Origin of the sequence: Bdellovibrio bacteriovorus, assembly GCF_001592735.1 — a bacterium.
GTDB lineage: Bacteria > Bdellovibrionota > Bdellovibrionia > Bdellovibrionales > Bdellovibrionaceae > Bdellovibrio > Bdellovibrio bacteriovorus_D.
Genome location: NZ_LUKE01000006.1, coordinates 24835 through 50831 on the forward strand (window position 1 = coordinate 24835; position 25997 = coordinate 50831).

24 protein-coding genes and 1 riboswitch are annotated in these 25997 nt (G+C 46.0%); of the genes, 12 read left to right on the forward strand and 12 right to left on the reverse strand.

Features of this window, described 5'->3' with window-relative positions:
* Window positions 1-89: 89 nt before the first annotated feature.
* On the reverse strand, window positions 90-1937 hold the full coding sequence (locus AZI86_RS16985; protein WP_061836491.1) for a M3 family oligoendopeptidase: 1848 nt from the start codon (window positions 1935-1937) through the stop codon (window positions 90-92).
* Window positions 1938-2141: 204 nt separating this feature from the next.
* Here AZI86_RS16985 and AZI86_RS16990 point away from each other — a divergent pair, with 204 nt between their 5' ends.
* Complete coding sequence (locus tag AZI86_RS16990) at window positions 2142-2396, forward strand: zf-TFIIB domain-containing protein (RefSeq protein WP_061836492.1); 255 nt, start codon at window positions 2142-2144, stop codon at window positions 2394-2396.
* Between the two features lie 31 nt (window positions 2397-2427).
* Here the strand turns inward: AZI86_RS16990 and AZI86_RS16995 are convergent, their stop codons facing one another.
* Window positions 2428-2793, reverse strand: coding sequence for an STAS/SEC14 domain-containing protein (locus AZI86_RS16995; protein WP_061836493.1), 366 nt, complete (start codon window positions 2791-2793; stop codon window positions 2428-2430).
* A gap of 134 nt (window positions 2794-2927) precedes the next feature.
* A riboswitch (guanidine-III (ykkC-III) riboswitch) is annotated at window positions 2928-2986 on the forward strand.
* Between the two features lie 21 nt (window positions 2987-3007).
* Here AZI86_RS16995 and AZI86_RS17000 point away from each other — a divergent pair.
* The 6 genes from AZI86_RS17000 (at window position 3008) to AZI86_RS17025 (ending at window position 9268) form a co-directional block, all read left to right on the forward strand.
* The gene (locus AZI86_RS17000; RefSeq protein WP_061836494.1) at window positions 3008-3328 is read left to right on the forward strand and encodes a DMT family transporter; all 321 of its coding nucleotides are present in this window, start codon (window positions 3008-3010) and stop codon (window positions 3326-3328) included.
* 117 nt (window positions 3329-3445) lie between these two features.
* Window positions 3446-3895 (forward strand): helix-turn-helix domain-containing protein, encoded by a 450-nt coding sequence (locus tag AZI86_RS17005; protein WP_061836495.1) that lies wholly within the window; start codon window positions 3446-3448, stop codon window positions 3893-3895.
* Between the two features lie 72 nt (window positions 3896-3967).
* On the forward strand, window positions 3968-5569 hold the full coding sequence (locus tag AZI86_RS17010; protein WP_157684752.1) for a hypothetical protein: 1602 nt from the start codon (window positions 3968-3970) through the stop codon (window positions 5567-5569).
* Window positions 5566-7242 carry a hypothetical protein gene (locus tag AZI86_RS17015; protein WP_061836497.1) on the forward strand — a complete coding sequence of 559 codons (1677 nt, stop codon included), beginning with the start codon at window positions 5566-5568 and terminating at the stop codon, window positions 7240-7242. Before AZI86_RS17010 ends, AZI86_RS17015 begins: the two co-directional genes overlap by 4 nt.
* A gap of 2 nt (window positions 7243-7244) precedes the next feature.
* Window positions 7245-8156 carry a hypothetical protein gene (locus AZI86_RS17020; RefSeq protein WP_061836498.1) on the forward strand — a complete coding sequence of 304 codons (912 nt, stop codon included), beginning with the start codon at window positions 7245-7247 and terminating at the stop codon, window positions 8154-8156.
* On the forward strand, window positions 8153-9268 hold the full coding sequence (locus AZI86_RS17025; protein WP_061836499.1) for a hypothetical protein: 1116 nt from the start codon (window positions 8153-8155) through the stop codon (window positions 9266-9268). Before AZI86_RS17020 ends, AZI86_RS17025 begins: the two co-directional genes overlap by 4 nt.
* Here AZI86_RS17025 and AZI86_RS17030 read toward each other — a convergent pair.
* Both AZI86_RS17030 and AZI86_RS17035 read right to left on the reverse strand, forming a co-directional pair.
* Entirely contained in the window at window positions 9265-9855 is a 591-nt protein-coding gene (locus tag AZI86_RS17030; protein WP_061836500.1) for a hypothetical protein, read from the reverse strand. The genes AZI86_RS17025 and AZI86_RS17030 overlap by 4 nt on opposite strands.
* Window positions 9842-11026, reverse strand: coding sequence for a hypothetical protein (locus AZI86_RS17035; protein WP_157684753.1), 1185 nt, complete (start codon window positions 11024-11026; stop codon window positions 9842-9844). The genes AZI86_RS17030 and AZI86_RS17035 overlap by 14 nt, the downstream gene beginning before the upstream one ends.
* Window positions 11027-11233: 207 nt before the next feature.
* Here AZI86_RS17035 and AZI86_RS17040 point away from each other — a divergent pair, with 207 nt between their 5' ends.
* Window positions 11234-15730, forward strand: coding sequence for an IPT/TIG domain-containing protein (locus tag AZI86_RS17040; protein ID WP_061836502.1), 4497 nt, complete (start codon window positions 11234-11236; stop codon window positions 15728-15730).
* Between the two features lie 24 nt (window positions 15731-15754).
* On the opposite strand, the gene AZI86_RS17045 is transcribed toward AZI86_RS17040, so the two are convergent.
* Entirely contained in the window at window positions 15755-16834 is a 1080-nt protein-coding gene (locus AZI86_RS17045; RefSeq protein WP_061836503.1) for a hypothetical protein, read from the reverse strand.
* 189 nt (window positions 16835-17023) lie between these two features.
* Between AZI86_RS17045 and AZI86_RS17050 the strand changes: the two genes are divergently transcribed.
* The 3 genes from AZI86_RS17050 to AZI86_RS17060 all read left to right on the forward strand — a co-directional run bounded on the left by AZI86_RS17050 (window position 17024) and on the right by AZI86_RS17060 (window position 18714).
* Window positions 17024-17449: a helix-turn-helix domain-containing protein gene (locus tag AZI86_RS17050; protein WP_061836504.1), complete on the forward strand. Its 426-nt coding sequence runs from the start codon at window positions 17024-17026 to the stop codon at window positions 17447-17449.
* A gap of 86 nt (window positions 17450-17535) precedes the next feature.
* On the forward strand, window positions 17536-18300 hold the full coding sequence (locus tag AZI86_RS17055; protein WP_061836505.1) for a TIGR02147 family protein: 765 nt from the start codon (window positions 17536-17538) through the stop codon (window positions 18298-18300).
* 99 nt (window positions 18301-18399) lie between these two features.
* On the forward strand, window positions 18400-18714 hold the full coding sequence (locus tag AZI86_RS17060; protein ID WP_061836506.1) for a KH domain-containing protein: 315 nt from the start codon (window positions 18400-18402) through the stop codon (window positions 18712-18714).
* A gap of 2 nt (window positions 18715-18716) precedes the next feature.
* On the opposite strand, the gene AZI86_RS17065 is transcribed toward AZI86_RS17060, so the two are convergent.
* The 7 genes from AZI86_RS17065 to AZI86_RS17095 all read right to left on the reverse strand — a co-directional run bounded on the left by AZI86_RS17065 (window position 18717) and on the right by AZI86_RS17095 (window position 24532).
* Entirely contained in the window at window positions 18717-19094 is a 378-nt protein-coding gene (locus AZI86_RS17065; protein WP_061836507.1) for a hypothetical protein, read from the reverse strand.
* A complete protein-coding gene (locus tag AZI86_RS17070; protein WP_061836508.1) occupies window positions 19084-19686 on the reverse strand; it encodes a hypothetical protein in 603 nt (200 codons plus the stop codon). Before AZI86_RS17070 ends, AZI86_RS17065 begins: the two co-directional genes overlap by 11 nt.
* Window positions 19683-21440 (reverse strand): FliG C-terminal domain-containing protein, encoded by a 1758-nt coding sequence (locus AZI86_RS17075; protein ID WP_061836509.1) that lies wholly within the window; start codon window positions 21438-21440, stop codon window positions 19683-19685. Before AZI86_RS17075 ends, AZI86_RS17070 begins: the two co-directional genes overlap by 4 nt.
* The gene (locus AZI86_RS17080) at window positions 21437-22033 is read right to left on the reverse strand and encodes a tetratricopeptide repeat protein (protein ID WP_061836510.1); all 597 of its coding nucleotides are present in this window, start codon (window positions 22031-22033) and stop codon (window positions 21437-21439) included. The genes AZI86_RS17075 and AZI86_RS17080 overlap by 4 nt, the downstream gene beginning before the upstream one ends.
* A gap of 1 nt (window position 22034) precedes the next feature.
* Window positions 22035-22763, reverse strand: a complete 729-nt coding sequence (locus AZI86_RS17085) for an OmpA/MotB family protein (protein WP_061836511.1) — start codon at window positions 22761-22763, stop codon at window positions 22035-22037.
* A 1-nt stretch (window position 22764) separates the two neighbouring features.
* Window positions 22765-23553: a motility protein A gene (locus tag AZI86_RS17090; RefSeq protein WP_157684754.1), complete on the reverse strand. Its 789-nt coding sequence runs from the start codon at window positions 23551-23553 to the stop codon at window positions 22765-22767.
* Window positions 23554-23650: 97 nt separating this feature from the next.
* On the reverse strand, window positions 23651-24532 hold the full coding sequence (locus AZI86_RS17095; protein WP_157684755.1) for a hypothetical protein: 882 nt from the start codon (window positions 24530-24532) through the stop codon (window positions 23651-23653).
* Between AZI86_RS17095 and AZI86_RS17100 the strand changes: the two genes are divergently transcribed.
* On the forward strand, window positions 24515-25996 hold the full coding sequence (locus AZI86_RS17100) for a SpoIIE family protein phosphatase (protein WP_172798022.1): 1482 nt from the start codon (window positions 24515-24517) through the stop codon (window positions 25994-25996). The genes AZI86_RS17095 and AZI86_RS17100 overlap by 18 nt on opposite strands.
* Window position 25997: the final 1 nt, after the last annotated feature.

The window sequence follows — 25997 nt, forward strand, 5'->3', positions numbered from 1 at the left end:
AATTAAGACCAGACTGTTTTGTCCATTTTTGGTTTAAAACGGACTCAGGCTTAAGCGATGGACTTCAGCCCTTAAGCCCATTTGATTGATTATACCAAGCTTTCAAAATGCGAAATTTTCTTTTCCACAATATTAATACTGTCTTGCCAAAATTGCGTCTGGCGAATATCCGCACCCAAATGTTTTTGCACAAGGTCTTCCGCGCTCATACGTCCGCTGTCGCGTAAAAGATCCACATAGGCTTGGTGGAATTTATCCCCCAATTTTTCTTTCATCGCATAAATTCCCAGGCTGAAAAGATAGCCGAAAGTGTAAGGATAGTTATAAAAACTGATGTCCGAAAAGTTAAAATGCATTTTCGTCATCCAGTATTGCTCCTCTGTTTTTGAAAGCTCATCGCCGTACCATTTGCGCCACGCCTTGTCGGTCAAAGCACTAAGTTCTGCCGCCGAAAGAACGCCGTCTTGGCGAGCTTCATAAAAGCTTTTTTCAAATTCAAAGCGCGCTGGAATATTGACCAATAAGGATACGGCGTCACTGGCTTCTTCCCAAGCGATGGTGAACTTCTCATCGCCTTGAGCTTTCGCCACGAGGCGCTCAGAAAGCAAGGTTTCAGCAAAAGTCGAAGCGGTTTCGGCCACGGTCATCGGGTAATTAGATTCAAAGATAGAAAGATCACGCATCACCCAGCTGTGATAAGCATGGCCGATTTCATGGGCCAATGTCGAAATATCTTTTAAAGAGCCCATATAAGACTGAAAAACGCGCGGAGTTTTAGATTTCAAAAATCCCGTGCAATGGGCCCCCGGACCCTTGTTAGGTAAGATACGCGCTTCCAGCCAATTATTCTTAGACATGGTGTCGACGAATTCAGCCATTTTCGGGTCAATGCTGGCGAAAGAATCGCGCACCATTGCTAAGCCCTCGGCGAAGGGATAGCTGCTGCCTTCACTCGCGCGAGGTGAAGGAGCTAAGATGTCCCAGGGATCCATTTTGGGCTTTTTTAAAGCCTTGGCCATCGCACGCATAGCGCGACGGGGAACTTCAATATTTTTTTCCACGGCTGACATCATGGCTTCAAGCGTGGCCGCTTCAATGCGGGAATCATTTAAAGGCTGCACCATGAAGTCCATTTTTTCCGTGTGCGAGCGTTTTTTATAAATCTCTAAGCGATAGCCGACCAGATTGTTGATTAAGACCGAACAAGGGACTTCCATCGTTTTCCAAGACGCTTGCAAGCCTTCCCAGGCTTCTTTGCGAGCTTGTTCATCCGCACCACGTAAAATTCCGGCAGCTTGAGCCACGCCGATTTCACCTTGGGAAGTCTTCACGCGCAGGGACCCGGCAATTTGGTCATAAAGTTCACCCCAACCCCCGTGAGAAAACGGATGCAGATCAGAAATGGTTTTTTCTTCTTCAGGGGAAAGCAAAAATGGCTTAAGACGACGCAAATAAAACCAAGTAAAGCGCGAGCTTTGAGTGTGCGGAGCTTCCAAAAAATCATTTAAGATCGTCTCATCACATTGTTTAAGAAAAACTTCATATGGAACCAACGCGCTAGACAGATTCGCCCAAAGAAGCTGGGCTTGAGAATTGAATTTAAGGGCGGCTTCATTTTTGGAGTCAAGTGAGGTTTCACAACGCGCATAGGTCGACAGATTTGCCAATAAGATTACAACCTGTTCTTGGAGGTGCGCGATATCTTGCAAACCCTGAATGAGGATTTTTCTTTCGCCAGTTTCAAAACTTGTTTTCTTAAAAAGCAGTTTCAAATCGGAATTCGTATTTTCGATTTTTGCAAGGAGGGCATGTACCTCCGCCAAGTCTTTATTGAAAGACGGGGAGTTTAAAGCCTCATACTCGGAGGAGTTATCCCATGCTGGAAGTTTTGCATTTTTATTATCTAATTCTTTTTGAGTGGTTTGAGATGTCTGCATAAGGTCTCCTGCAAGAAGTAAGTCTAATGGATATCCCAGATCCTTCTGAAACGCAACTTGCGCCCAGGTAATGAATATGTCGATTAAGATCAGATGTTTAAAAAAGCAATTGGTCTTTGTTTTTAGTGATTATCTTTTTTATATTTATCTATTATTTCAATGATCTTATGTTTGTTAGTTTGGTTTTATGAAAGGGAGGTGGTTATGAAATGCCCTCATTGTAAAGATAAAGACCTGGTTATGAGCGAAAGAAAAGGCGTCGAAATAGATTATTGCCCCGAGTGCCGCGGTATTTGGTTGGATAAAGGAGAGCTTGATAAAATCCTTGATCGTTCTCGGGAAGAAGAAGGCCGCGATCAGCCTCAAGGTTATAGTAATGGCCCTAGTGGCCACCATCCCACCTATGGGCATAAGCCTTATAAAAAGCGAAAATCGTTTTTCGAAGAGTTATTTGATTAATCAAGAGAGGGCCGGTAACGGCCCTCTCTATTTAGTGTAAGACCCAGTCGCGGGCTTCTTCGATTTGTGTGGGCTGGAAGACCTTGATTTCTGGCTTGAATAAGGGATCTACGGCTTCGGCGATGCTGCGCACCCATTTTTGATCGGCGACCACGGCACATTTTTCCAGGCGATTAAAAAGTCCCCAGTTTTTGAGCCCGAACTGAATATCTTTCATGAGTGCCATCACTTCTACACCGTCTAAGTTTTCAATCACTTCGACCATGCGTATGCCGTTCCATTTTTCGAGGCGCGGCTGGATTTTTTCCACGAAGGCTTCAAATTCCTCGCGGGTTAATTTGCCGGAAACCTTGAACTCAATAAATTTTTGGGTGTGGTCTTCTCTGTAAGAAAGCATGCGGTCTCCTTTTGGCGGAAAGTTTTCTGCCAATCACTATCTCACCACAAGCTGTTGGAAATTTGGGCTTGGGAGGCTATTTCATGTTGAAAAGCACCAGTTGCAAACTTATAGATAGTCACTTAACATAGGCATACATATTTAAATACCCGGACGAGACGCGCCGTACCCGGTTAAGACAAGACGACGCCATTAACAATAATGGAGGTTTGTCATGTTTACAGCTTGGAGCTATTTAATTCTTGCAGGTTTATTGGAAGTTTGTTGGGCCATCGGTTTAAAATACACTGAAGGTTTCACTCGTATCATACCCAGCATTTTCACTCTTACGACCTTAGCGGCCAGTATGTTTTTGTTAGCAAAGGCCGCGACCACTTTGCCGATTGGAACCGCGTACGCGATCTGGGTTGGTATCGGTGCGGTGGGTGCGGGCATCTTAGGAATTGTTTTATTTAAAGAACCTGTGACCCTTTCGCGTGTGGGCTTCATGGTTCTTTTAATTATCTCCATCATCGGTCTAAAGTTTACGGCTTAGCCTTACAACGAAGCGTATGTGCGGTGATTACTAGTGGTGTGCAGATATATTCTGGAGCCCCTTGCGATCAAAACGAAATAGCGGTTAAATTTTCGTTAAAGGTGGTCGCTGAAAGCCATGCAGTGGAATTCGCACTTCATTAATCTTTTGGAAGCTGAATTTAATAAGATCCGGTTAAGAAATCCTCGAATTTCTAGACGTGGTTTCGCAAGATTATTAGGTGTTTCACCAAGCACTATGTTTAGAGTTCTTTCCGGTGAGCTGCAAGTGTCTTCCGAACGTGCGCTTCACATGCTAGAAAACCTTGATGTCGAACCTGCCGCCTTAAATGAACTTATATATTTGATGAATCATCGGTATAAGATGGATCGTGCATCAGAGAAGATGCTTGACGAAACTTGCCGCCTTACTGTGACGGGAAGTCGTGAGGATTTAGAAGTTATAAAAAACGAAGTGTATGGCCTCTGCATGTCCCTAAAGAATAAGAATTCTTTTTCAGAGCTTAAGGCAAAATATTCTCTTCATGTTCTTATAGAGTTAAAAAACGACGGGCTCATGCGGTCCTAAGTGGTTACCATTAGTGGACAGAATTTGTGAGAATGAGTTGGGTAACCTCTTTGGAATGCCGACAAGATGGGCATGAAAAAGTCTTATTCGGTACTCTTGCTGTGCGTTTTTTTGGGAATTCAGACGGGAGTTTTAGGAAAGGTTTGGGCGAAATCCCTCTCTGGCACGGAACTCTTTGCGAAATGCTACATGCAGTTCACGGGACTGCCGTTGCCTTTACAGCATCCTTGGAAATTACAGATCATGGCGGGGACGTTAAGGGGAGAGCAAGCATGCGTCGATTTACTTGATAAGGCCGAACTAAACTCTCAAGGCATGGTCAGTTCCGACAGCGAAAGTAAGGCGGTTCTTAATCGCATCTATGAATTTCATCGCTCTTGGTTTGAAGTCGGTGTCTTTAATCAAATGCAAAATTTCGCCGGAGGCGATGTGGGCCATTACGGAGTGGCTGGAACTTCGGATGTCCTGGATTCCACAGAGCCAGCTTTAGCAATTACTTATAATTTGTTCTCTTCATCATTACCACATTACTCACAAGTATTGCGTACAAGTTCAGGCTTTGTAGCACAAAGAGAAGTCGATCCGACCATCAACCCTAGTTTTACCGGAAACAATCAACCCTATCAGCTTTTGTTCCGTTCTGCGACCAACTGGAATGCGACCACCTTTTCGGGCAGTTTTCCGTTGGCCTTTCCGCGAATTCAGAAAGGCGAGTTAACGGGCATCAAACCGCAAACGCAAAATATCATGGTTCCGGATTACTGGATTGATCCGCCCCTCAGTCAGGCGTCCGATACTAATTTGCGCGCGCGCCGGGCCAGTCTTAATACTCCGGGAACGCCTTCAGAGGGGTCGATTTCAAGTTTCAACTTTTTTGACAGCATGGGCGGTGGACTTCTCGGGTTTCAATCCACGATGCTTTTAAATTGGGGTCATGAAGATGCTCTTTTGGCCAATGGTTCCCTGAAGCTTCCTCGACGATGGATTAAAAACATGCTTAATACCATGTTATGCAAGGAGCTTCCGGTCCTTCGCGAGGCTGACGTTGTCGCGTTTGTCGACTCCAGTGGCGGTCCCGACGTAGCTCCTTTTAGAGAGGGGACCAGTTGTTTGCAATGTCACGGCACCTTGGATCAGCTGGCGATGGTAGGACGAAATTTCACTGTGGCTAGGACCGAGCCAGGCAATGGTCAGCGTGTCAGTGGGGGCGGTCGCAAATCAGCTGCGGAGCCTAATGGAATTACATCTCGCAACAGCTATGTCATGGGACGTTACTCGGTCATTAGCGATCCGGGGTACTCTTGGTCGTCAACGCCGGTAGCGAATTTTCATCGGAGTCAACCTCGAGGAAAAGTATATTTAAGAACATTTTCCGGTGCCCTGGTAAATCAGCCCGTCAATGGTTTGGCCGAAGCCGGAGCGGCTCTTTCGAATATCGATGATTTTTATCAGTGCGCGGCCAAACGCTATTTCGAATATCTCACAGGGAATGAAGTTTTACTTTATGATCGCGGGGACTCTCGATTTGCGAATGTGACAAAATCACTTTCCACCGAGGCGATTCGAAATAGACTCTTCATTGAAAAACTAAGCCGCGAGCTTAAAGCCACGGGGTCTTTAAGGTCATTGATTAAGAGTATTCTTCAATCTGAATATTACACGGAGTCAAAATGAGCTCATCCCAAAGTCGTCGTGCTTTTTTAAAAAACTCCGGTATCGTCATGGCGGGAGTGTCGTTATCACCTCATCAGGCCCTGGCGAATGCTTTAATTAAAAATCTATTTCGCTCCGCCCAGGCGGAGGCCGCCGATTTGGTGTCGCCTCGCTACTACGTAAATATTTATTTCGACAACGGTCCGGCTCGCTTCACCTTTGATCACTGGTTAAGAACTAATGCGAACGATCCGCAATTAAATTTCAATCCGTCGACGGGCACGGCCTTCACCTATGACGGCTCCAGAAACGTGACGGGCACCGAATACAGAACCTTTGATTACAACGGTGTTTTAGTGCCCCACATATTTCAAACTTTTTCGCCTTCAGAACGACAGTCCTTTTTAGATTCATTTTTGGTAATTCGGGGATACGGCAGTGGTATGGATGGACACGATCTCAACGCCGCATTACAGATGCATCCCCTTTCCAGCGCACCTTCTTTGTCTGCGCTATTAGCCGATCATTCCGATAGATATTTTCAGGCCGTGCAGTATCGCAACCGGGGGGCGAATTCTAGATTTTATTCCCAAAAATCTTTAGTGATGAATAAACTGACGAGCCCCACTCAGCCTTTGAGTGAATTGTTGCAGGCGATTAAGCCTTCAACAGATAACGCCCGCGCTATTCGTAATGCCAATCAATCTCTTTTCAGTGATGTTCGTGCTCTGTTGAATTCACTTCCAGATGATCGCAAGTCGGTTCAGATTGCTAGAAAAAATGTGAACACCACCTACCAGCTACTGCAAAGCAATTTGGGGGATTTTTCAAGTCAGTGGTCGTCGTTAGTGGCGGACTACACGGCCGTGATTCAGGCAGCGATGAGATCGACGTCCGTTCCCGGGATTAATGGAACCTTAGATGGATCACAGATTCTTACCTCTGTTTCAGATGGGCAGCGAACCAAGTTTGGCGTCGGTACTTCACCTGGGACGGATGTTATCATCGGCAGCGGAAAAAACTTCTTGGATGTTTCTCGCAATATGAGCTCATCATCGTTGGCGGAAAGCTTTGCGTTGGCGGAATATTCGATTAGGAATGGCTTGGTGGGGGCTTTGGAACTTATTGCCGGTCCAGCGACTCAGTTGCTTCAAGACCCGGCCACTTCCAATGTGGCGGATGCTTCTAATTGGTTTACCATGGATGGGGACATGCATATGACCCAGTCATATGGCATGATGTATCTGACCTCCCAGTATTATCGCGGCGTGATTTCAGCATTGCTATTGTTGCGCACACGGTTGATGGCAGCAGGAAAATGGAATCAAACTGTCATTCAAATGTATTCCGAGTTTGATCGCACCGTCGGCGCACCGGGTGCAGGTTCAGGGCATGGTTTTGACCAAATGGTTTCTTCGATTTTTTCTGGTGTTTTTAGTGGCGGACCTTATGTGGTCGGCAACACCACGACGAAAGCTCCCAAAGGGGGCGTGGGTTCGCAAGGATTGGGAGCGCCCATCGAAAATTATCCACAAAAAGGAATCCCAAGCCCCTTGGCTATGGCATCGACGTTATCTGCGTTGATGGATGTGCCAGAAAATCCATGGAAGAGCTTTGCGCTTCCTTTGGTGAATTTGCAAAGCGATGGAACATTATCTTTGCCCTACGGCAAGGGAAAGCTGATCGCGGAATAATTATGAAAAAATCTAGATCAAAATCTTACTTATTTTTTCTATTGTTAAATCTTGTGGTCCTGTCGGGGTGTTTGGATTTAAAACAAGTCGGCGCCCAAAAAACATCGGAAGGAAGCTCGTCTTCGCCGTCGACCGGTTCACCCCATCAAGGGGGTAGCAACGAACTGCCCTCTGTCAGCCCGATCGTTGTTGATCCGGTATTACAAAAATCAGAAGTCGGATCTCGAGGTGCTATGGTGCCCCGGCAATACATGAAACAGATTTTTAAAGATCTATTTTCGGCATCAGATTTTACCAGTCACCCTCTGCAGGACCCGGATTTAAGCTTGGTCATGAGTGCGGGCATCACTTCCCAGATTCACAATCTGGTTATCACACAGACCGGAAGTTTTGGTCCCTCGTGCAATTTTTACGGAAGTTACCAAACTTTAAGTACGACGGCGGCTCAAGATTGTGGTGGTGCCAGTGGCGACGCGGTCTCTAATGCGATATCTGACTTCGCGGCGCAATCTTCGACGGTGCGACATCTTAATACTGCCAAGGTGTGTGAGATGATTTTAGGCGGAGAAACAGTGCGTGTGACGCGAATTGGTTCCACGAACACGGATGATATCAATTTTGAGAGATCCATTTACGCTGCGGCAAAAAATATTTCGGGATCGACAGTTTATCTTTCTCCAAAAATAACTTCCAACGTGATTTCGGGCTATGAGCTGGCCGAGCTTGACGAAAATGCAATCACGGCTCTGTATGGACTCTTCAATCGCTCACGCGAAATATCTGCGGCCGAATTAGAAATCTACTCTGACTTTAATGAAAGACTTAAAATCACTTCGCCACCAACGACGAATGTAAATCGCTGGCGCTCTGTATTGTTAATGATGTGCGAAAGCCCAGAGTGGACGTTGTTATGAGAATTATTTTCTGTGTATTCGTCATTGTAACGGCGGGCTGTGAATTTGGAAAGACGACCTTCGGCGGTACCTTAGCCTCTAATACTTCGGCCGTCACATCTGATGATATCGCTAAAAACTTGATTAAGAGTGAAGTGACGCTTTTCCATTTTGATTCCACCTCCGCCGTCATGACGGGAAATGCCGTTGATGTCTTAAAAAACAGAAAAACGGAATTTGTTCAAGGCATCGAAGGTCCTCAAGATCTGTCTTCAGACGGAGGCGTCACCGCGACGTTGGTTGGCGATGTTTTGCATGTTGAGCCGACGGTCAGCCAAGGTCAGTTCTTAAGCCCCGTCGACAAAACAATCACGGGAACGTCAGCAAGTATCTTTATTGTGGCGAAAAATTCAAGTCGGGGAAATATTGTCTCTTTCAATTCGTTTGATCGCTATTCGCAAGGATTTAATATTTCGGTTAATGCTTCTGAAATTTCCGCGATATTTTATTCTTCACCGGATGATAAAATTTCAAATCAAATTGCGATTCCGTCTTCGGAATGGTCGATTATAGGGGCAAATTATGGAGATGAAGGCGAAATTGAGCTTTCGGTGAATGGCATTTTAAGTTCTGCCGCGACAACCGAGGGAGTTCCGGGAACATCTTTTTCGGTGCCGCGAGTTCTTTCATTGGGACCAGATAATATTGGTGACTCCTTAGAGTTCAAAGAGCTTTATGTTTTTGGGCGCCCTTTGACGAAATTGGAACATGGCTCACTGATCACTTACCTAGCCAAAAAAAACGGCGTCAGTGTGACCCTTGATCCCTCACTTAATGTTCCAATTGGTGACGGGGGAGGGAGTGGTGGCTCGACAGCCGATCCCAATTTTGCACCCGCGCAAAGCGTGATCGAAAGTAAATGTTTGAACTGCCATTCTAGTTGGGCGGGGGCCAGAGCCAGTTATTATGTGGGCTTGGGGTTGGTTTCGAAAAACAATGCGGCTAATTCTAAACTGTATTATCGACTGCTGGGAAGCGCGGGCTCAAATGGCCCGAAAAACATGCCTCAAGGGGGCAGCTTAACCCCGGCGGAGGCAGAACTCGTTCGTGTGTGGATTGATAATATGCCCTAAAGATTCCAGTTGGCGGATAAGATCCACTGCGTTTCTGTGGGCCCAAAAAATCCGAAGCTGTTGACGAATTCTAATTTTGAGCTGATGCGATACCTTAACTGCAACGAGGGCGCTCCTTGAATTCCACTTTGAGCCTCTATTTTTAAAGTCTGATCGGAAGGTTCCCAGTCCACCCATGTCAGACGACTGATGTATCCACCGCCTAAAAGAAACCGCGATTTTATGCGATAAAGGGCGTAGGGGTTTATCACAAATCCATACCAGGATCTGTTGGTTCCGTCGGTGAATTCTAAGTTGCGCGTGCCACCGCTGGCCGCCTTTCCGGCGGCGGCGGCCAAGTGAGTCCCTAACATCCACCACGATCCATTCCAGTTGATGTCCGTGTTTATCGCGGGACCACTGTAGGCGGCAAAACCTGTCTCACTGACGCTTCCTTGATTTAAAACCATCTTTTCATTCCATTGAATGTAGCCTACGCCCACACTGGTCCCGAAGCGAATTTTAGGGGCGCTGCGAACAGCTTGTGCATGTCCAAAAGAGCCTATGCAAAAAACGGCAAAAAGGAGAACACATTTAAAAAGAGGCATGGATTTGTCCTTGAAGTGCCCAAAGATCTTCGGTTGCCAAAAAGGGAGAAGTGCTACTTTCTTGGGTGATGTTGACTCGAGCTTCTAAGCGTTGAAAGGGAAATGTTAAAAATCCGACACCCCATTTTTTGCGATCAGGTTCGTTTAAACTATTAATCTCTTGCGAGCGTTCAAACGTGGTGACGAAGTTATATCCTCGGGTGAGATTGATCATTAGTTGGCCGATGGCATAGTTACCAAATTTTTCTTCATTGGAAGTTTCACTTATTTTGCGTTTAAGGCCCGCCTCTATCCATAGACTGCTGCCTTTGGCATTCGGTAAGCCATATCTGTCATGCACCGCCAACAACTGCGTGGACTCAAGTGAGGTTTTAAAATCAGCCACGGAAGCGCCGATGCGATGCTTTTCGCCCCAATCAGATTCGGCAATAGCCGAAAAACCTTTTTGACGAAAATTTTCGTTTTGACTTAGATTTCCCACAAAATAATTAAAGGCGGCATCCCAAGAACTTCCCATGTAATGCAGGATGATTCCGTGAGCTTGATCATCTTTACCCATGCCGATCAAGCCCCGATTATAGGCGGTATGATCTGGAGTCCTTATCCCGTAGGCCTTGTCCATAAGTCCTACTTGAACTAACAGGGATTTCGTGACGAAGGTCCGAATGTAATGTTCCTTTGAAACTCCCGAAACTTTTTCTCCGTTATTATAATAGTCCACAGGTTCTGGCAGTATATTGTAAGTAATAGCCAGCAACGTGCGGTTGGTGTTGCTGGTTGAAGAGACAATGCTTACGTCCGTCTGCATATTTATCCAGACACTTTTTTCTTTAGATCCCCCAGGGGAGCGAGTCAAAGAAAGGCCGCGATACTTGATCGAAGGTTGAAGCCAATGATTCAACACGACTCCGGGAAGCAATCCGGAATATTCACCGAGCTCTTCATCGCTGATTGAACTTGGAATGAAAGGACGCGCGGCGATTTCTTGCGCAAAAAGAGCCTTGCCGTAGGCGGTGAGTGGGCCTCCGCCTAAACTATTAGTATGGCAGACAATGCATGTGGTGTAGCCATAGGAAATAAAATCCGGATAAGCCAGGACCGTGTTCGAAAAAAAGAGTACGATTCCCAAAACGGCAAACGCCAGCGGCCATCTTATTTTCAGAATATTCATGAATTTCATTATTAGAAGATTTAAGGAGCTTGGCTAAAGACATCCGTTTTATGACCATCGCGTTGTCCTCATTTTGTACACTGTCGGTGTGCACATTAACGGTGTGCATTTTCCAGGGTGAAATATCCATCGAGAGACTTAAAAGTATGTAGGGTTCCTCAGAATGCACCGATGGATTATGTATATTCTATTCGCAAGGAAGAGATAATGATTCGGAACCCTGTGGCAAATCTAGTTATTTCTGCGTTCATTGTGATTTCGTTGACCGGATGTCTGCAGTCGGAGTCGTTGGTGTCGGGCCCGGTTGCAACGGCGACGTTTCAAGGTTGCATTTCTGCTTCGGGAGTCTCCAATTCGAGCGTTCGTGTGGAATTCACTTTTCCGAGCGAGGCTGATAAGGTCATCGTTTATCGCGATGGAATTCAAATCGGAGTATCATCCATTTCGACCATCACCTCCATTCTTGATACGGGGCTTATGGAGGGAGTGACCTATCAATATTCTTGTGACGCCTATAAAGGAGCCTCCAAGATTGCTGGTTCTGCTTACGTCACGGGCTCTCCCATTAACACCAATGCGCCTATTTTTAACGGAATTATCAATGCGGCTCGCTCCTCAAATTCTTCCGTCAAAGTGGATTGGAATCCTGAAAGTTCCAGCTCGTCTAAGGCTTCCTATTATTTGATCTACGCCAATGTTGGTTCGACTTTGGATTGGGCAGCGATACCTCGGGGTAAAGTGCCGGCCACGGGAACTTTCTCGATGATCGTAGATGGCTTGGGTGACGAGCTTCCTTATGTTTTTGGAGTCCGCGCATGCACCAAAGATGATATCTGCGATTCTAATACGACCTTAAAGTCCCTGACACTTCCGGATCGTGGTGCGCCCCAAACGGTCGGCGTTTCTTTGATGGCCGGCCGAAATCGAACATTGTACATCACGGCTCCTTGGGTGTCTTCTCAAGGGGGTATTGCCGAGCGACGCATCTATTCTTGTACGGGGGCAGGATGTACACTGCCAAACTCTCCAACAAAAACCGTCGCGGTGACCGACATTACAAATCCAGTTCAAGAAATGACGATAGAAAACTCTCTGGATTTCACCACCTACAAGGTGCGCGTCGATGATTTGGATCCTTCCGGGAATGTTAACAATTCTACGAACGTGATGACCTTTACGACCGGTGATATGACGGAGCCGGTGTTTTTAGGAATCGGGAGTATCATTAGCATCAGTCCTGTGGACAAGGCCGCCCGAATTGGCTTTACATCGGCACCTCGACAAGGCTCTTCAGACGCTGGAGCCGCCGACGGAATCAAAGAATATGTATTATACATTCAGTCGGCGCCTTTTGGGACTGTGCCTACGAATGCGTGCAATAAGGTTGTACCGGATGTGGTGATTTCTGCGGCGTCTTATCCAGGGGGAAATGCTCAGACTTATGATGTCACGAATCTTTCTGAACGGACCAATTATAGCTTTTGTATGAGGGCTCGGGATGCGGCTGGTAATACGTCCTCTATTAATGCTGAAGCCACTTTGACCACCGGCGACCTCACGGCGCCGAATTTTGGGGGCATCCAAAGTCTTACTTTCCGAAATACCGAAAAGGATCTGCTCTTAACATGGAACCCTCCTTTAAGTGCGGATCAAAATAACTATGTCGTGCGTATTTGGAAAAACAATCCCAATCCATCGGCCGCTGGTACACAGCTGGCTTCGTTTACAGCACCCAAGACCAGCACCAGCGGAAGAAGCATCACGCAATCCGATTACACCTTAAACGATAACGACGTTGTTTATGCCACTGTGGATGCTTGTGATAACGCGTCCACGTTGGGGTTAGGGCTGCCGGATAATTGCACTACATTTTACAACTCTTACACTTCGGCTAAGAAGACCACCATCCCTGACATTCGGCCTCCTCAAGGATTCACTTCCGGGATTAAGGCCGCAAGTGCGGGCGCCACGGAATCTTTGACCGAGGGAGTGGCGACGGTAAGATGGAATCGGCCTTCGGCTCCTTATCCGACAGACTATGCGGGTTTCCGGGTTTATTCCGTCGATCCCGCAAGCCCTGTTGGCGCTAAAATCTTACTTAAATCTTGCGCTTGTGCGGCGAATCCTTGCAGTACGGCTTCTCCGGATTCGGCCAATTCTGATTTGAAATGTGATGTGACGGGACTATCTCCGTATCGTTTATATCGACTGCATGTTGTGGCTTATGATGCCGTGGGGAATGAAAGTACCGATTTAAATCCTCTTTCAAGTTACACGGACTTGCGGATTCGCGACACCACACCTCCAGGCAACGGCGTTTTCGCCTCCAATTTAGAAGTCAGTGGTTTGGATTTTTCATGGTCGTCGACAACGGACAATCAATATTCTGTAGGTAATGCGATTACGTATAAACTGTATCGAAAAATTTCAAGCACCTTTGCCAACGCGGCAGCCCCGGATGCGGATGGGGTGCAGATTTATTCGGGCACTGTCAGAACGTTCACCGACACTCTTTCGGTCGGGGGAGTTTACTTTTACGGACTTTGCGCGTTTGATGCTGCCGGGAATAAGACTTGCGATGCGGGAAATATTAAACAAGTTGTCGCCACGGACGTAACCGCTCCCTTAATTTATTCCTTTAGCACCACGAAGTCTGCGGATACCTTGGGATTGCAAAAACGCTGGGTCTTAACATGGAGTGCTGATGATCCAGGTGGGACTATTGCCACGAACTTAAAAGTATCAATTTATTCGAAGTTTTCAGAAACTGAGAACTCTGTCATGGCCACCGTTTCGGACACCTTGGTCTTTACCGGTTTTGCCAACACCACAAGTTCTGGCAATCTGACGGGCCCTTTGGGTAAAGATGGATGGATTAACTATTTGATCGTGGTCGAAGATTCTGAGCGCAATCGGACCACGCGAAATCTGACAGTTTATTCGGCGAACAAGATGGCCTTTACGTCGGTGAAGACCTCTACGGCTTACTATGGGGGCGGAACTTTGGTGGTCTTCGAGGGACGAGGATTTTCAAAAGGCTCGGAAAATATCTATGGTCAAGACACTGTTGTTAAATTCAGTGGCACCACCTGTAACAATACGAAAGTTTTATCCGATGAATACATCTCTTGTGTGACCCCTGCCGGAACGGCAGGACCGGTGGATATTACTTTTACAAATCCTGAAGGCACTATCTTAACGGCTTCGGGTGCGTTCGTTTACAATGCGACTCGAACGGATTCGTGTGATATTTTTGATGCTGCGGGTGGATCGTCCACCTACTTTGCCAACGCCCCTCAAAACGGCGGCACGGCCAATGGGACCAGTGAATCCAGCGCTTATTTAATTTGCAATATCGCTCAACTGCAGCTCGCCTTAAATAATAGTGCTCTTATTTATTACAAGCTCGGAAGAAATTTGGATCTCAGCGGTATTTCCGGAGGGATTGTAAATACCTCTTCGTTTGGTGGAAGCTTGAATGGAAATGGCTTTGCGTTATTGGATTTAAATCGCACCGGTTCCGGACAGTACGTGGGAGCGATCGCACTGACGACCTCCACCATCCAGTCTGTAAAATTTCTGGGATTTAATATTACCTCGACCAACACCAGCTCCACGGCGGGGCAAGCGGGTTGCGGCATTTTTGGAAACAGCTCGGGATCTTCATCCTTTAAAAATTCCGGAGGCGTTCGGTCCCCCGTATTTAAAGGTATAACCATCGTTGCTAATATTGACTGCAGCAGTCCGGATGGAGCGCGCGTGGGCGCCATTGCTTCGGAATTTGGTTGGTCCGCAAATTCTTCATCTTTGGCGGTCGCAGATGACGATGCGGGTCTGCGATCAAAAATTGTTATTTACGTTAAGGTTAAACCTTCCAGCAATGGCGGCAGCTTGAACACAGTTCCCGGGGTGGGAGGAGTGGTGGGGCTTCTGGTCGGGCCGCAAAATTTAACAATCAGAAACACGGATATTAAAACCTATCTGACCATCCTTGCATCCACGGGAAATAGGTGGCTGATGGCGGGCGGGGCTTTGGGATTTGTAGATTCGTCGACGCAGAACTTTACGATGACGCGATCTACGGCCTCGCTTTCGGTCCTTTCTCAAGCGGAAGCCTCTAGTAACGTGTTCAAGGGGGGCGTGGCGGGTTGCATACCTTCGCAAGTTTCCATGGATCAAGTGAAGGCAAAAATCTTCGTTAACCAAAATCCCGGAGGTTCCGTCGGAGGACTGTTTGGAAGCAACGGATGTTATTATTTGATGGGGTCTGCTTCCATTACCGATTCTTATGCATTAGGCAGTTACACCGGGACCACTACTAGGAATCTGGCATTTGGTGGAACGCTCACTCCGGCTTCGGGAACTGATTCCGTGACATTACAGCGGCTGTATTCGGCGGTAAAATTCACGCCGCAATCAACGATGGCGACCAGCTCTCAGTCTCCCAACTTCCGTGTGGATATTACTAACAATCCCACGGTTTCATCATCCAGTGTGCTTTATCGGGTAGAATCATTTCCTTACGGAGTTGATGCTGCCAGCGCAAATAGCATTGGCGAGCTCGACGCCGACATGAAAAACCAGGCGCCGGGGAATGTTTATGAATCCAGTAACTTCGACTTTAGTAGCGGGGGTAAATGGAAATGGTGTAATGTGGGCGAGTATCCGCGCCTCAAATTTGAAGATTGCGGAATCAATCAATAAAACGAGCGGCCTGGTTAGCTATTGTCAGTGACAATAGCTATGGGCCGAAATAGTCGTATTTTTAGCGAAGTTTAAAATTTGCGCATATTGTATGAAAAGCGACATGTTACAACTTTTTTCATCTTTCACCACGACCTCTAAGGGAAACGATTGCGTCGTCGCAGCGACAGACAATGCGATTTGGCCGCTGTAAGCTTCTTTCTTGGAATTAATATAGCCGTTCTCTAAGACTTCCAACTTCGGGATCTGTGCGGATATTTTAATAATTAGCGGCAAGCCCGTTGCCGCTGTTTGCTGGCTAGCAAGATTGCAAAACCGGCTTAGATCACTGTAAACATCCGTGATTTCCGTAAAAGCCGCCGATCTGGTCGCGCGATATTTGGGCTCGCATTTATCGGTATCACAGGTAAGACCCTTTTGTTGAAGTATTTCGACCTTAAGCTCAAGTGCGGGATCTTTACACATTCGGTAAAGCGGGGCTATTTTCAGTTTGGAAAAAAGTTGATCAATAAAATCCACCGGGTGCGTTTCTTGAAAAAGCTGTGCTACCAACGGTCTTATTTCCTCAGAGCTTTGCTTGCACGTTAAAAAGTCCTCGCCACAGCTGGTTTTTGCAAAACTATACAGGCCTTCATGAATTAGCAGGGCGACTCTTTGTTGTGACGCCATTTTTTGCCAAAGCTTTTCATTGATGTAGACGTTTTCATAGATTCTGACCGCCAAAGCGACGAAGCCCGGCTCGACATTATCAACAAAAATTTTTTCGTCAGAGGAAAAGGTGAATTTCATGCGGTTTAAAGAAGAAATCAGAACGGCACCTAAGCCGGGTGTTACTTTTTCAGCGTCTGAAAACTTTTGAACTAAAAGCGGGGCTTCTGTAGCGAAGGTGCCAAAAAGAGGGGATTGGGCCCACCGACTTTGGATGGCAGGAACAACGTCCGATCCGAACCAAGGTGTTTTATGGATACCCATTTCATAAAGATCGCGCAGGTAAATTTCATCATGAACCAAGACACCATCACCATTATTTCCCACGCGAACGAAAAAAGCCTGGGCTCCCTGGCAAAGGGTGATGAAGATAAGAATATAATAAATGATTCTCATGGGGGTCTCCTCTGCGACGGACGGCGATCTTGTAAATTTTTAATAAGCTAGAAGCAACCTAAAATAGCTTTTTGGAAAATATGTTTTTTAAGTTCGCTCTCGGTGGTCAATCCCATTGCACAGAAAATGGTCCAATACCTTGATTGACACTCGAGGTCTCTAATAGTTTTGGGCTGGGGAAGATTATAAATGGGATGGAATGAGAACTTTATAGCGCTTCTAGAAGAAGAGTTTAAAAAACTCAAAGCCCGTAATTCTCGCATCTCCATGAGGGGGTTTGCGCGCATCCTAGGGGTGTCGGCAAGCACCGTGTTTAGAGTCATGTCAGGAGACTTACAGGTTTCATCGGAAAGAGCCCTGCAGATGGTGTCCAAGCTAAACGTAGAGCCGGATAGGCTTAATGATCTTATATTTCTTATGAATCATCCCTATAAGATTACGAAATCTGATAAGGTCACTGATAATCATAGATTTGTTTTTAGGGGCAGCAAGAACGAGTTTGAACTGTACCGAAATGAATTATATGGGCTTTTAATGAGATTGAAAATTCAATCGGTGGCGTCGGCCCAAGATGCCGATTTTGAACTGAAGATTGACCTGCTGGATCCTGAATAAAACGGTGACGCGAAGTTGCGATTTACATTTTTTCCCAGGTTTATCAGGAAGTTGAATGCGACTCTGCCTGAAGGTAAAAGGTTGATATGACGCCTTGGAGAGAAGATTTTGTAAATCTCCTTAGAGACTACTACAAAAAGCAAAAATCTAAAAATACCAGATATAGCATCCGGGCTTTGGCGCGTGATTTAGGCGTTGCACACGGTCCCTTAGCCGGAATTCTTAAAGGCACACAGTCCTGGAAGTTTTCCGCGAACTGGGCCGCCGCGATCTTAGAACAAATGAAAATTACGGGTGAGGCACGCAATCGAATGCTTTCTCGTATGGGGCTAAGACCTGTTCTTAAATCTCGTAGTATAATTAAGGCGGAAAGTTTGTTGATGATGCATTGGGCTTATTGGCCGGTGTTGTGCTTTTTTGAACTTGTTGAAAAACCCTCAATTTTACTCATGGCTCGAAAGCTGCAAATTCCAGAAACGGAAGTGCAGGCTATCGTCAAGGATCTGGTAAGTCGTAAATTTTTAAAAAAAACAGGTCCAGGGCAATACCGGGTGGATACTGAAAATGTAGTCTTGGAAGATGATCTTCCGCACGTAGCGTTCCGAGATATTCATCGTGATCACTTAAAAATTGCCGAAAAAGCTTTGAACGCCATCCCTGCCGGAGAGCGCGAATTCCAGACGCTCACCGTCTCGGGAAGCTTAAGCTCAGTCGAAGAAGTTAAGCAAGAGATTCGGGCGTTTGTCGAACGAATTGGTCATCTCCTTTCTCGAGAACAAGAAAATAATGAAGTGTTTCGATTGTCCGTGCAGCTTTTCCCGTTTGATTTTTCTAAGTCTCAAAAACAGTAAGCCTCTTTGTTCATTGCATACCTAAGATAAGCAGAAGTTTTCTCGACCATCTATTCATGGCCCGGTCCTTCTTTTACAATTTAAGAACTGGAGTCTTAAATGGGTGAAAAGGTCTTGGTCGTAAAAGCAACTGGACTTAAAAACAAAGAAGAGAATTTGCAGGTTCGGAATGATATTCGAAACGTAATTAAAAGTGTTCTGCGAATGATTCTTTCCCATTCCTTTCAAGTCGAATATGAAGTCGGGGAGCGAACCACCAAATATTCCATCGATATCAATCAGCAGGATTGTGGTCGTCTTCTGGGCAGTCACGGACGAACAATCGGGGGGCTACGGACGTTAGTGACAGCGATGGCGGCTAGCGCTGGTATAAGAGCTGTCGTCGAGATTAAGAACGAAGAAAGATTTTTCTGAACTCAGGGCTTTCTATTTTTTTTGGCGATCTCATCCAAAAACATGTTCTTAAGTTGTTTTCTTAGTTCCGCGTTCCCGGGATCTCCACATGACTCCGTATCCATCGAAAGGTATTTAAACAAATTCATCTCCAGCGCGGCGATTTTTTCTTCAAGGGCTTTAAAGGGAAGATCGGCTCCGGAACTGGGGCGGCTGAGCCTCTCAATTTGGTTTAAAAGCCTTTCTTGATTTTGCAACACATTCGCAAGTATATTTCGTAATTCCAAATTCTCTGCCACCACGGCAAAATGCTTTTCTTGAAGGTTCAAAAGATACCTTTCCACTTTTTCTTCAGAAATACGACGGACTTCGCTGAGCATGATTTCGTTTTTAAAAGACATAGCCAATTCCTATTCTTAAAAAAGTTTCCGAAAGATTCACACGGGCATCAGAGCTGGCAAAAGAAAGGGCGCTGGTTGATAGCTCGATATTCAAATCATAGCGATAATTCAAATAGTAATCGATTCCCGCCCCCAGGTTCATCACGGCGTATTCGCCTTTAAGAGTCGAGGTGGCGTCGTTGGACTGATAGTCAGGACCCAAATAAAAGTCTCTTTTGCCATAAACAAGGGCAAAATAAGCGTTCCATAAACTTCTTTGACGGGATACGCCCCAATCTGATTTTTCGGTCGTGGTCGTTCCGGTATTGTAGAAATAATATCTCGATCCGATTTCCATGCCAGAGACAGGCATCGAACCATTAGTCACGTCAAATTCAGCCATATAGCCAAATACAAGTCCCAGTCGTTCATTCAGAAATTTTAAATACTGTAAGTTTAAACTTCCTACGGAAACGGCACTTCCGCTCTGCGTTCCGGTATTGGTCAACTGTCCCATACCAGACCGCAAAATCAGTTTAGAGGAGTAGGTTTTCTCACCAGCTTTTGCCGTGAGTGAAAATAATAAAAGGACGGAAAGGGTTAGACTCTTCACGCGGCCAATCCCTTGTCCGAGCGCTTCGAAATCTTGCCAGCTTCATACAGCTTCATCGTCTTTTGTAGCGTCTCGCGCGTCAGGGAGATCGCCGCTTTAAGTTTAGCTTCGTCCGCTCGGGCCAAAGCCTGTTGTAATAGGTCAAGGACTACAGATTTTCGCATTCCTTCGGGAATATGAGATTTAAAGAGTTCCCTATCTTTTTCTGATGCCACATACAGCAAGGAAAAAAGTGTCTCGTTTGTCTGTGCATCGATGAAGTACTTTAGTGAAGCAATATCTAATTCTCGAAGATCACGGAATGTCCAAAACTGTTTACGAAGACGCTCGCTGATGCGTGGGCTGTCGGCGGCAATTTCATCCAAGAACACTTCGTCCTCGCCAAAAGGTAAGATTTGAAGCTTTTGCAGTAATGGTTCCGATATTTTATCTTCAAACCCTACATCAATGACTTGGTGTAATTCAGGTTTGCTGTAGTTGCTTTTTAAGGCGGCGATCAATCTTTCTGAGTTATCTTTGGCCTGATCCAAGGTCACCTTCGAGCTGCGAATAATTTGCGCCCACTGCGTGGTTTCAAGCTCGGTGGATTTCTTTAAAAGATAGTCTGAACTGGCAAGCTCGGCTAAGACCTTCCAATATGCGATATTGTTTTCTTTAGAGGCCAGTTGGAAGATATGATCCGTTTCTAGTTGATAAAGAAACGAAAGATCATCCCCACTGAAAATGCTTTCCAAGAAATCACGGCCCGCCAAATGTTTCAGCGTCGCTCTTTCATTGAGATCCTGCGCCCAGGCACCCATTGAAAAGTTCGCCGGCGCTAACATGGGCGTCATAATTTTTCTTAATCTTTCTTGGCCTAGGAACTTGTTCAGCCTTTCGGCGGTTTCGGTGGGCAATTGACTTAAAAACCACCTCAGCCCCAACATGTCAGAGGGAGAATCGGACAAAACCGAAATAAAGCGAACGGGTTCTTGATCGGCCAGCTTTTTTAAAGATTCCAGGAAATCCTTCGGGTTGATCTTTTCATTGACCAAAGTCTCCACCCGCTTGGGATCGGTTTCCGCTTCTTTCAAGTTTTGCGCAAGTTGCCCCTTCGGTTCGCTTCCACGAATTAGAATTCCTTCCGCCGCCAGATTTTTACTGGCGCTTCGAAGCGATTCGCTGAGTTTTGAGAATGCAAAATAAAGGGCCATAACTAAAGAAAAAGTTGAAACTGGCACGATGATCGCCCACAGGATGTCTTTTTTCGTAAAGTCCGGGGCCTTGATTTCTTTTGGCTGCTCCTTCGGGGTGGCTTCTGCGGCCGGTTTTGGTTTTATCACTTCAGTAAATTTGACTTTTTGAACGCGGATGTTCGGCCGATAGGGGGCAAACATTCTTTGTACGGACGTACGTAAAGATCGCACGGCCGCTTCATCTACTAAAGAAGATATGACCATAGAGATTTCCAGTCGATCAATCTCAAGTTCTTCTGATGAAGGACTTCCCATGGCCGCCACAGGGGCGGGCAAATATCCAACATCCAGGGCTTCAGTTTCTTTCGGGGCGGGAGCGGCGGTTTTTTTGGTAACGGCCTTTACACTGGCGGCAACATTTTCCGAAGTTCCAAAATGCACCGTGGAAAGTCTTAAAATTTGTTGCTCCACCTGACGTTCGAAATTTTCAACGCTAGTTTCAGACAGCGCCCAGGTAGTCTGAGGGGCGAGTAGAATTGTCGAAAAAATTATGAAAAATAAATTTTTAATATTTTTCATTGGGTTGTCCTTCCTGACAAGTTTTCAAGCATTCTTTTTACAACGGCGTCATTGGGGTCCAGAGACAGTGCCCGGACAATTAACTGTTTAGCTTCAGCGCGGTTGCCTTTTTCGATGGCGATGTTGGCCTGCAAGACATAACCGGCAGCGATATTCGGATAGGCCTTCATAAAGACTTGAAGGCGATTTTCTGCCTCGTTTGTTTTTTTTGAGAAAAGGAGACCCTGGATTTGAAGAAGTTCACGCACCAATTCATTCTGCGGACGTTGAAAGCTTTTAAGGACGATCGTTTCAAAGTACTTCTGGTTCAATTCCAAAAGATTGATTGTAAAGTTTTGTAATCCTTGTGTGGGAACAATGACCGATTTTTCTTCATGCTCAGCCTTCGTTATTTTTATATTTAAATAGTTTTGTTTAAATTCATCGGGATAGTTTGATTCAGATATTTCGATAGGCGTTTCGCCAATGACTTTATCCGAAATTATCACCGCGGCCGCGGACGGCGTCGACTCGATACGGATGGTTCGTGGAGACATGCACGCGGTCAGAAGTAAAGGAACTAAAATAAAAACGCTCAACAAATTTTTTTTCATTTTACTTTGCCTCGAAGTTTTTCAATATTTTTACGACCACGCGTCTGTTCTGTGCTTGGTTGAACTCGTTCCAGCTCCCATCAGGATTTTTGTCAGAGGCGATGGATCGGGTGTCTCCCCAGCCGAGGGCTTTGATTTTTGAAGCCGCAAAACCTTTTTCTAAGAAGAGTCTTAAAACCCGACATGCTCGGATACTTGAGAGTTCCCAGTTTGTGGCGACGGGACCATCGGTAAGCAGCGGTCGACTGTCTGTGTGTCCCTCAACTACGATGCCAAAGTCCTTCGCCTTTTCGGATATGACGGGAATTAAATCCGTCAACAGACGAATGGCTTCGGAGCGCAGTTCATAGGAACCCGTTTCAAAAAAAAGGGCACCGCGAAAGGTGATTTCGATTCCTTCTTCTGTTTGCGTAAATACGACCTGATCCCCAGCGTTCATTTTTTTCACGACCTCTTCAAGCTGTTTTTTTAAATCTTCGAAGGGCATTTGATATTCGCCCCCGAATAGCTGCGTCGTTTCTTTTTTCACTTTTTCAAAAGAACTTGAATCGATTTTCGAAAAGCTTTGTAAAACCACGAAAAAGCCTACCAGCAGGGTCATCATATCCGCATAGGACACCAGCCAACTTCCTTCGCCCTCTTCTTCATGCTCGGGGGGGCGTCGCGGGGGTTCATTACCGCTATCCCAAATGGATGGTTCTTCATCTGGTCTAATTTTTAGTGCACCCATATTAGCTCGCTTTCGCCTGCAGCTTGTGGCGCTCCGTCGGATTTAAGTAACTAACCAGGAACTCTTCAACGACCAGAGGATGTTCTTGGGCGCGAAGCAGTCGAATGCCGTCGATGACTAACTCGCGCAAAAGTTCGTCTTCTTCATTTAATTTGGCAAGGTTTTCTCCCAGTGGAATAAAAACAAAATTGGCCAGAGCGATACCGTAAAGTGTCGCCACTAAACCTATGGCCATGGCTGGCCCCAGGCGGGAATACGCGTCGGCAGAGCCTAAGCTTTGAAGTAAGGCAATCATACCAATGGTCGTTCCCATAAGGCCGAAGGCCGGCGGAAATTTAGCCAGGGTCTTAAAGATGTTGGCCTCTTTCTGATGGCGTCTAAATTGAACGTCGGCTCTTTTTTTAAGGATGGCATCCAGTTGTTTGTCGTTCATACCGCCGTCCACCAAAAGTTTCAGGCCATCGCGCAAGAAGTCTGTTTTAATTTGCGGTATTTTTTCTCGAAATAATTGGGCATCTTCTTTTTGGGTCTTCGACATTTCTACAATTTCGCGAATCGCATTGGCGTGACGATGTCCGTATTTTCCCAAAAACTTACGAATGACGACTTTCACCATTTGGGGAAAGGTGGACACTGGGAAACAGAGAAAGGCCGCGGCCATCGTGCCCCCGATGACAATGAGAATGCCGTGGGGATCTAAAAATATTTCGCGAGAAGACGTTGAGGTGAAGATAGCAACCCCGAAAACAACGATTGCCGCGATAACTCCAAGTGCCGAAGAAAAATTCATAAAGCCTCCAGAAAATTTTTCGGAGACTTGACCCATTTCGAGAGTCCAAGTTTGAACTGCAAAGTACTTTACTGCGCACTAACGAGCAACGGACTGGCTAGTTGAGGATATCTAAATCGCGGTTTTCCAGGAGGAACTTTTGAAGTTCGTCTTTATGATATTCGATGGCTTCAAATTCTCCGACCTCATCGACACCCAGACCTTTCAGATGCCATTGGTATGTGCCAGGTTTATTAACGGTGTACGGGATTTCTGTGGGAAAACCGGATCGCTTATAGGTGGCATCAAATTTTCCATTTAACGATATCTCAAAGACACATTCTTCACGACATTCAAACGGAAGCGATATCGATATCAAAGCCTGCTTGCGATAAAGCAGGATTGAATTTCGCTTAGGATAAAGTTGCACTCCCTTGATGACGAGATTTTGACTTTTGATTTTTGCAGAATCGGTTTTCGCCTTCGGCACATCGACGTTTTGGGTGTCGGTCATTGAGGATGTGGCAGGGGGCAAGGAATTTCGTGAAACTTCAACGTCGGCTCCCGGAGGGAGTTGGACTTCCCCTTGCTGGACGTCGAGGTGAATCATCCCATTTCTTAAACTTAATCGAATCAGAGAGTTTGGGAGCATTTTTATAACGGTGTACTTGCCATAGGTGGTTATCAATGCGCTCACATTCCCGGTTCGAAGATAATCACCGTTTCGGAGAATGGTATTTGGAGGCGTTAACATCCATCGTAATGAATCATAGGGTCGATACTCAAGCTCTCCCGAAGGTCCGTGAAAGTAGGCGATAGGCTGGGAATAACCGGCGCCCGCAAAGAAAAACTGATGCTGAGTGCGCATCAAAATAATTCCGGATACACACAGGCCGGCCACAAATAAGAGTGCTAAATTAAGAGTGCCGAACTGTAATAAGAGACGTTGAAGTGACACCTTTGTAGTAGAATGGATTCTTTGATGAAACTCAATGCCCAAATTAAACTTCTGATTTCTTTCTTACTTTTGGTCACGGTTTTGGCAAATGCCGGTATTTTTTTGTACAACCAGTATCACGAAAAAGTAGATCTGCTTGTTGATATGGTCATGCAGAAGAATCGGTTCTTAGAACGAATAAGCCAGGACGTGGATTCGAGTCATCTGATAGCAAATCTTCAACGGGAATTAAGTGTCCCTGAATGGTCCAGATCCATGTTGGTGGATGAAAAAGGCACAATTCTTTTTCAAGAACAGATGTCTGCAAAAAATGAGGATCAGGTTCTACTGAGAAGTGGTAAACTTCAACAAGTCTTAAAAAGTGGCGTGATAGAGGGTCTTGTTGAAGAGGAAGCCAAAGACGGAATGGCTTTCGTCGCTTACCGGGTCGTGCCGAAGCTGGGATTTTTTTTAACGGTGGCTCCTAAGCGCCTGGTGATCTCTAGTCTGCAATATCAAATGGCGATGGCCTTCTTAATCTGTGTTGCTTTTTTGGCCCTAGCTGATATTGGTGTTTCTTATGTTTTAAATAGAATTACTAACAGCCTTGAAAGGCTTTCCCAACAGGTGGAGCAATTTGGTCAGGACGGGGTCCGTATCGAGGCCCTTGAGCAAGGTGGATCAGAAGAAATTTCGACCTTATCGAAAAACTTCAATAAAATGACTCAAAGTATCGAGGATCTGATTGCCGTGAAAGAGAAAAAATCTTCCATGGATGCGGAGATTCGCATGGCCGAACAGGTGCAGATGAGTTTCTTTCCAGAGATGAGCGTAAGGACGCGGGAATACTCATTGGCTGGATACACTCAGCAGATGCATGGCTGCGGCGGCGATTGGTTGTATCACTTCGAGGTGGATCATTTTTTATTTATCGCGGTGGGGGATGTTACGGGGCACGGGCTTTCTTCAGCTCTACTGACCGGCGTCAGTCGAACGTATTTTTCAGTCATTGAGGATGTTCGAATTGCGGATCCAGGGGAACTCTTGGAAGGTCTCAATCGAGTTCTTCATAAGGTGGCCAAAGGCTCTTTAAGCATGACATTTTTTTTGGGACGGATCAATTTGGTTACTGGCGAAATGGATTTTGCCAACGCGAGCCACTGCGCACCTTTTGTGTTTAAAAATGAAAATGGTCAAAATGTCGGGACCGAGAGTGTGATGGCCGAGCCCGGATCCATATTAGGCCTTCGTCCTTCGTCAAAGTATTCCACTTCGAAGTATTTTCTTAAGGCGCAGGATACGCTTTTTGTATGCACCGACGGGCTGGTGGAACTGAGAACTCCCACGGGCCGCCCCCTTGGCGAGAGAAAGTTAATAAAGTCTTTAAAAGAGCTCTTTGCCCAGAATGAATTTGAGACTCTGTCGCCGAAACTTTCATCCTATGTAAAACAGGCCAGCGGGGGCCAGCCTTGTGAGGATGATATTTCTTGGATGATTTTAAGGATCAATCAGCTAAGATCTGTTTGAA

What these genes read in the sequence shown, in the direction of transcription:
- AZI86_RS17025 (WP_061836499.1), top strand. Translation starts at nt 8,153, where the DNA reads ATGAGAATTATTTTCTGTGTATTCGTCATTGTAACGGCGGGCTGTGAA.
- AZI86_RS16995 (WP_061836493.1), bottom strand. Translation starts at nt 2,793, where the DNA reads ATGCTTTCTTACAGAGAAGACCACACCCAAAAATTTATTGAGTTCAAG.
- AZI86_RS17040 (WP_061836502.1), top strand. Translation starts at nt 11,234, where the DNA reads ATGATTCGGAACCCTGTGGCAAATCTAGTTATTTCTGCGTTCATTGTG.
- AZI86_RS17085 (WP_061836511.1), bottom strand. Translation starts at nt 22,763, where the DNA reads ATGGGTGCACTAAAAATTAGACCAGATGAAGAACCATCCATTTGGGAT.
- AZI86_RS17020 (WP_061836498.1), top strand. Translation starts at nt 7,245, where the DNA reads ATGAAAAAATCTAGATCAAAATCTTACTTATTTTTTCTATTGTTAAAT.
- AZI86_RS17050 (WP_061836504.1), top strand. Translation starts at nt 17,024, where the DNA reads ATGGGATGGAATGAGAACTTTATAGCGCTTCTAGAAGAAGAGTTTAAA.
- AZI86_RS17075 (WP_061836509.1), bottom strand. Translation starts at nt 21,440, where the DNA reads ATGAAAAATATTAAAAATTTATTTTTCATAATTTTTTCGACAATTCTA.
- AZI86_RS17055 (WP_061836505.1), top strand. Translation starts at nt 17,536, where the DNA reads ATGACGCCTTGGAGAGAAGATTTTGTAAATCTCCTTAGAGACTACTAC.
- AZI86_RS17060 (WP_061836506.1), top strand. Translation starts at nt 18,400, where the DNA reads ATGGGTGAAAAGGTCTTGGTCGTAAAAGCAACTGGACTTAAAAACAAA.
- AZI86_RS17080 (WP_061836510.1), bottom strand. Translation starts at nt 22,033, where the DNA reads ATGAAAAAAAATTTGTTGAGCGTTTTTATTTTAGTTCCTTTACTTCTG.
- AZI86_RS17100 (WP_172798022.1), top strand. Translation starts at nt 24,515, where the DNA reads ATGAAACTCAATGCCCAAATTAAACTTCTGATTTCTTTCTTACTTTTG.
- AZI86_RS17090 (WP_157684754.1), bottom strand. Translation starts at nt 23,553, where the DNA reads ATGAATTTTTCTTCGGCACTTGGAGTTATCGCGGCAATCGTTGTTTTC.
- AZI86_RS17065 (WP_061836507.1), bottom strand. Translation starts at nt 19,094, where the DNA reads ATGTCTTTTAAAAACGAAATCATGCTCAGCGAAGTCCGTCGTATTTCT.
- AZI86_RS17000 (WP_061836494.1), top strand. Translation starts at nt 3,008, where the DNA reads ATGTTTACAGCTTGGAGCTATTTAATTCTTGCAGGTTTATTGGAAGTT.
- AZI86_RS16990 (WP_061836492.1), top strand. Translation starts at nt 2,142, where the DNA reads ATGAAATGCCCTCATTGTAAAGATAAAGACCTGGTTATGAGCGAAAGA.
- AZI86_RS17010 (WP_157684752.1), top strand. Translation starts at nt 3,968, where the DNA reads ATGAAAAAGTCTTATTCGGTACTCTTGCTGTGCGTTTTTTTGGGAATT.
- AZI86_RS17030 (WP_061836500.1), bottom strand. Translation starts at nt 9,855, where the DNA reads ATGCCTCTTTTTAAATGTGTTCTCCTTTTTGCCGTTTTTTGCATAGGC.
- AZI86_RS17035 (WP_157684753.1), bottom strand. Translation starts at nt 11,026, where the DNA reads ATGAATATTCTGAAAATAAGATGGCCGCTGGCGTTTGCCGTTTTGGGA.
- AZI86_RS17005 (WP_061836495.1), top strand. Translation starts at nt 3,446, where the DNA reads ATGCAGTGGAATTCGCACTTCATTAATCTTTTGGAAGCTGAATTTAAT.
- AZI86_RS17015 (WP_061836497.1), top strand. Translation starts at nt 5,566, where the DNA reads ATGAGCTCATCCCAAAGTCGTCGTGCTTTTTTAAAAAACTCCGGTATC.
- AZI86_RS16985 (WP_061836491.1), bottom strand. Translation starts at nt 1,937, where the DNA reads ATGCAGACATCTCAAACCACTCAAAAAGAATTAGATAATAAAAATGCA.
- AZI86_RS17045 (WP_061836503.1), bottom strand. Translation starts at nt 16,834, where the DNA reads ATGAGAATCATTTATTATATTCTTATCTTCATCACCCTTTGCCAGGGA.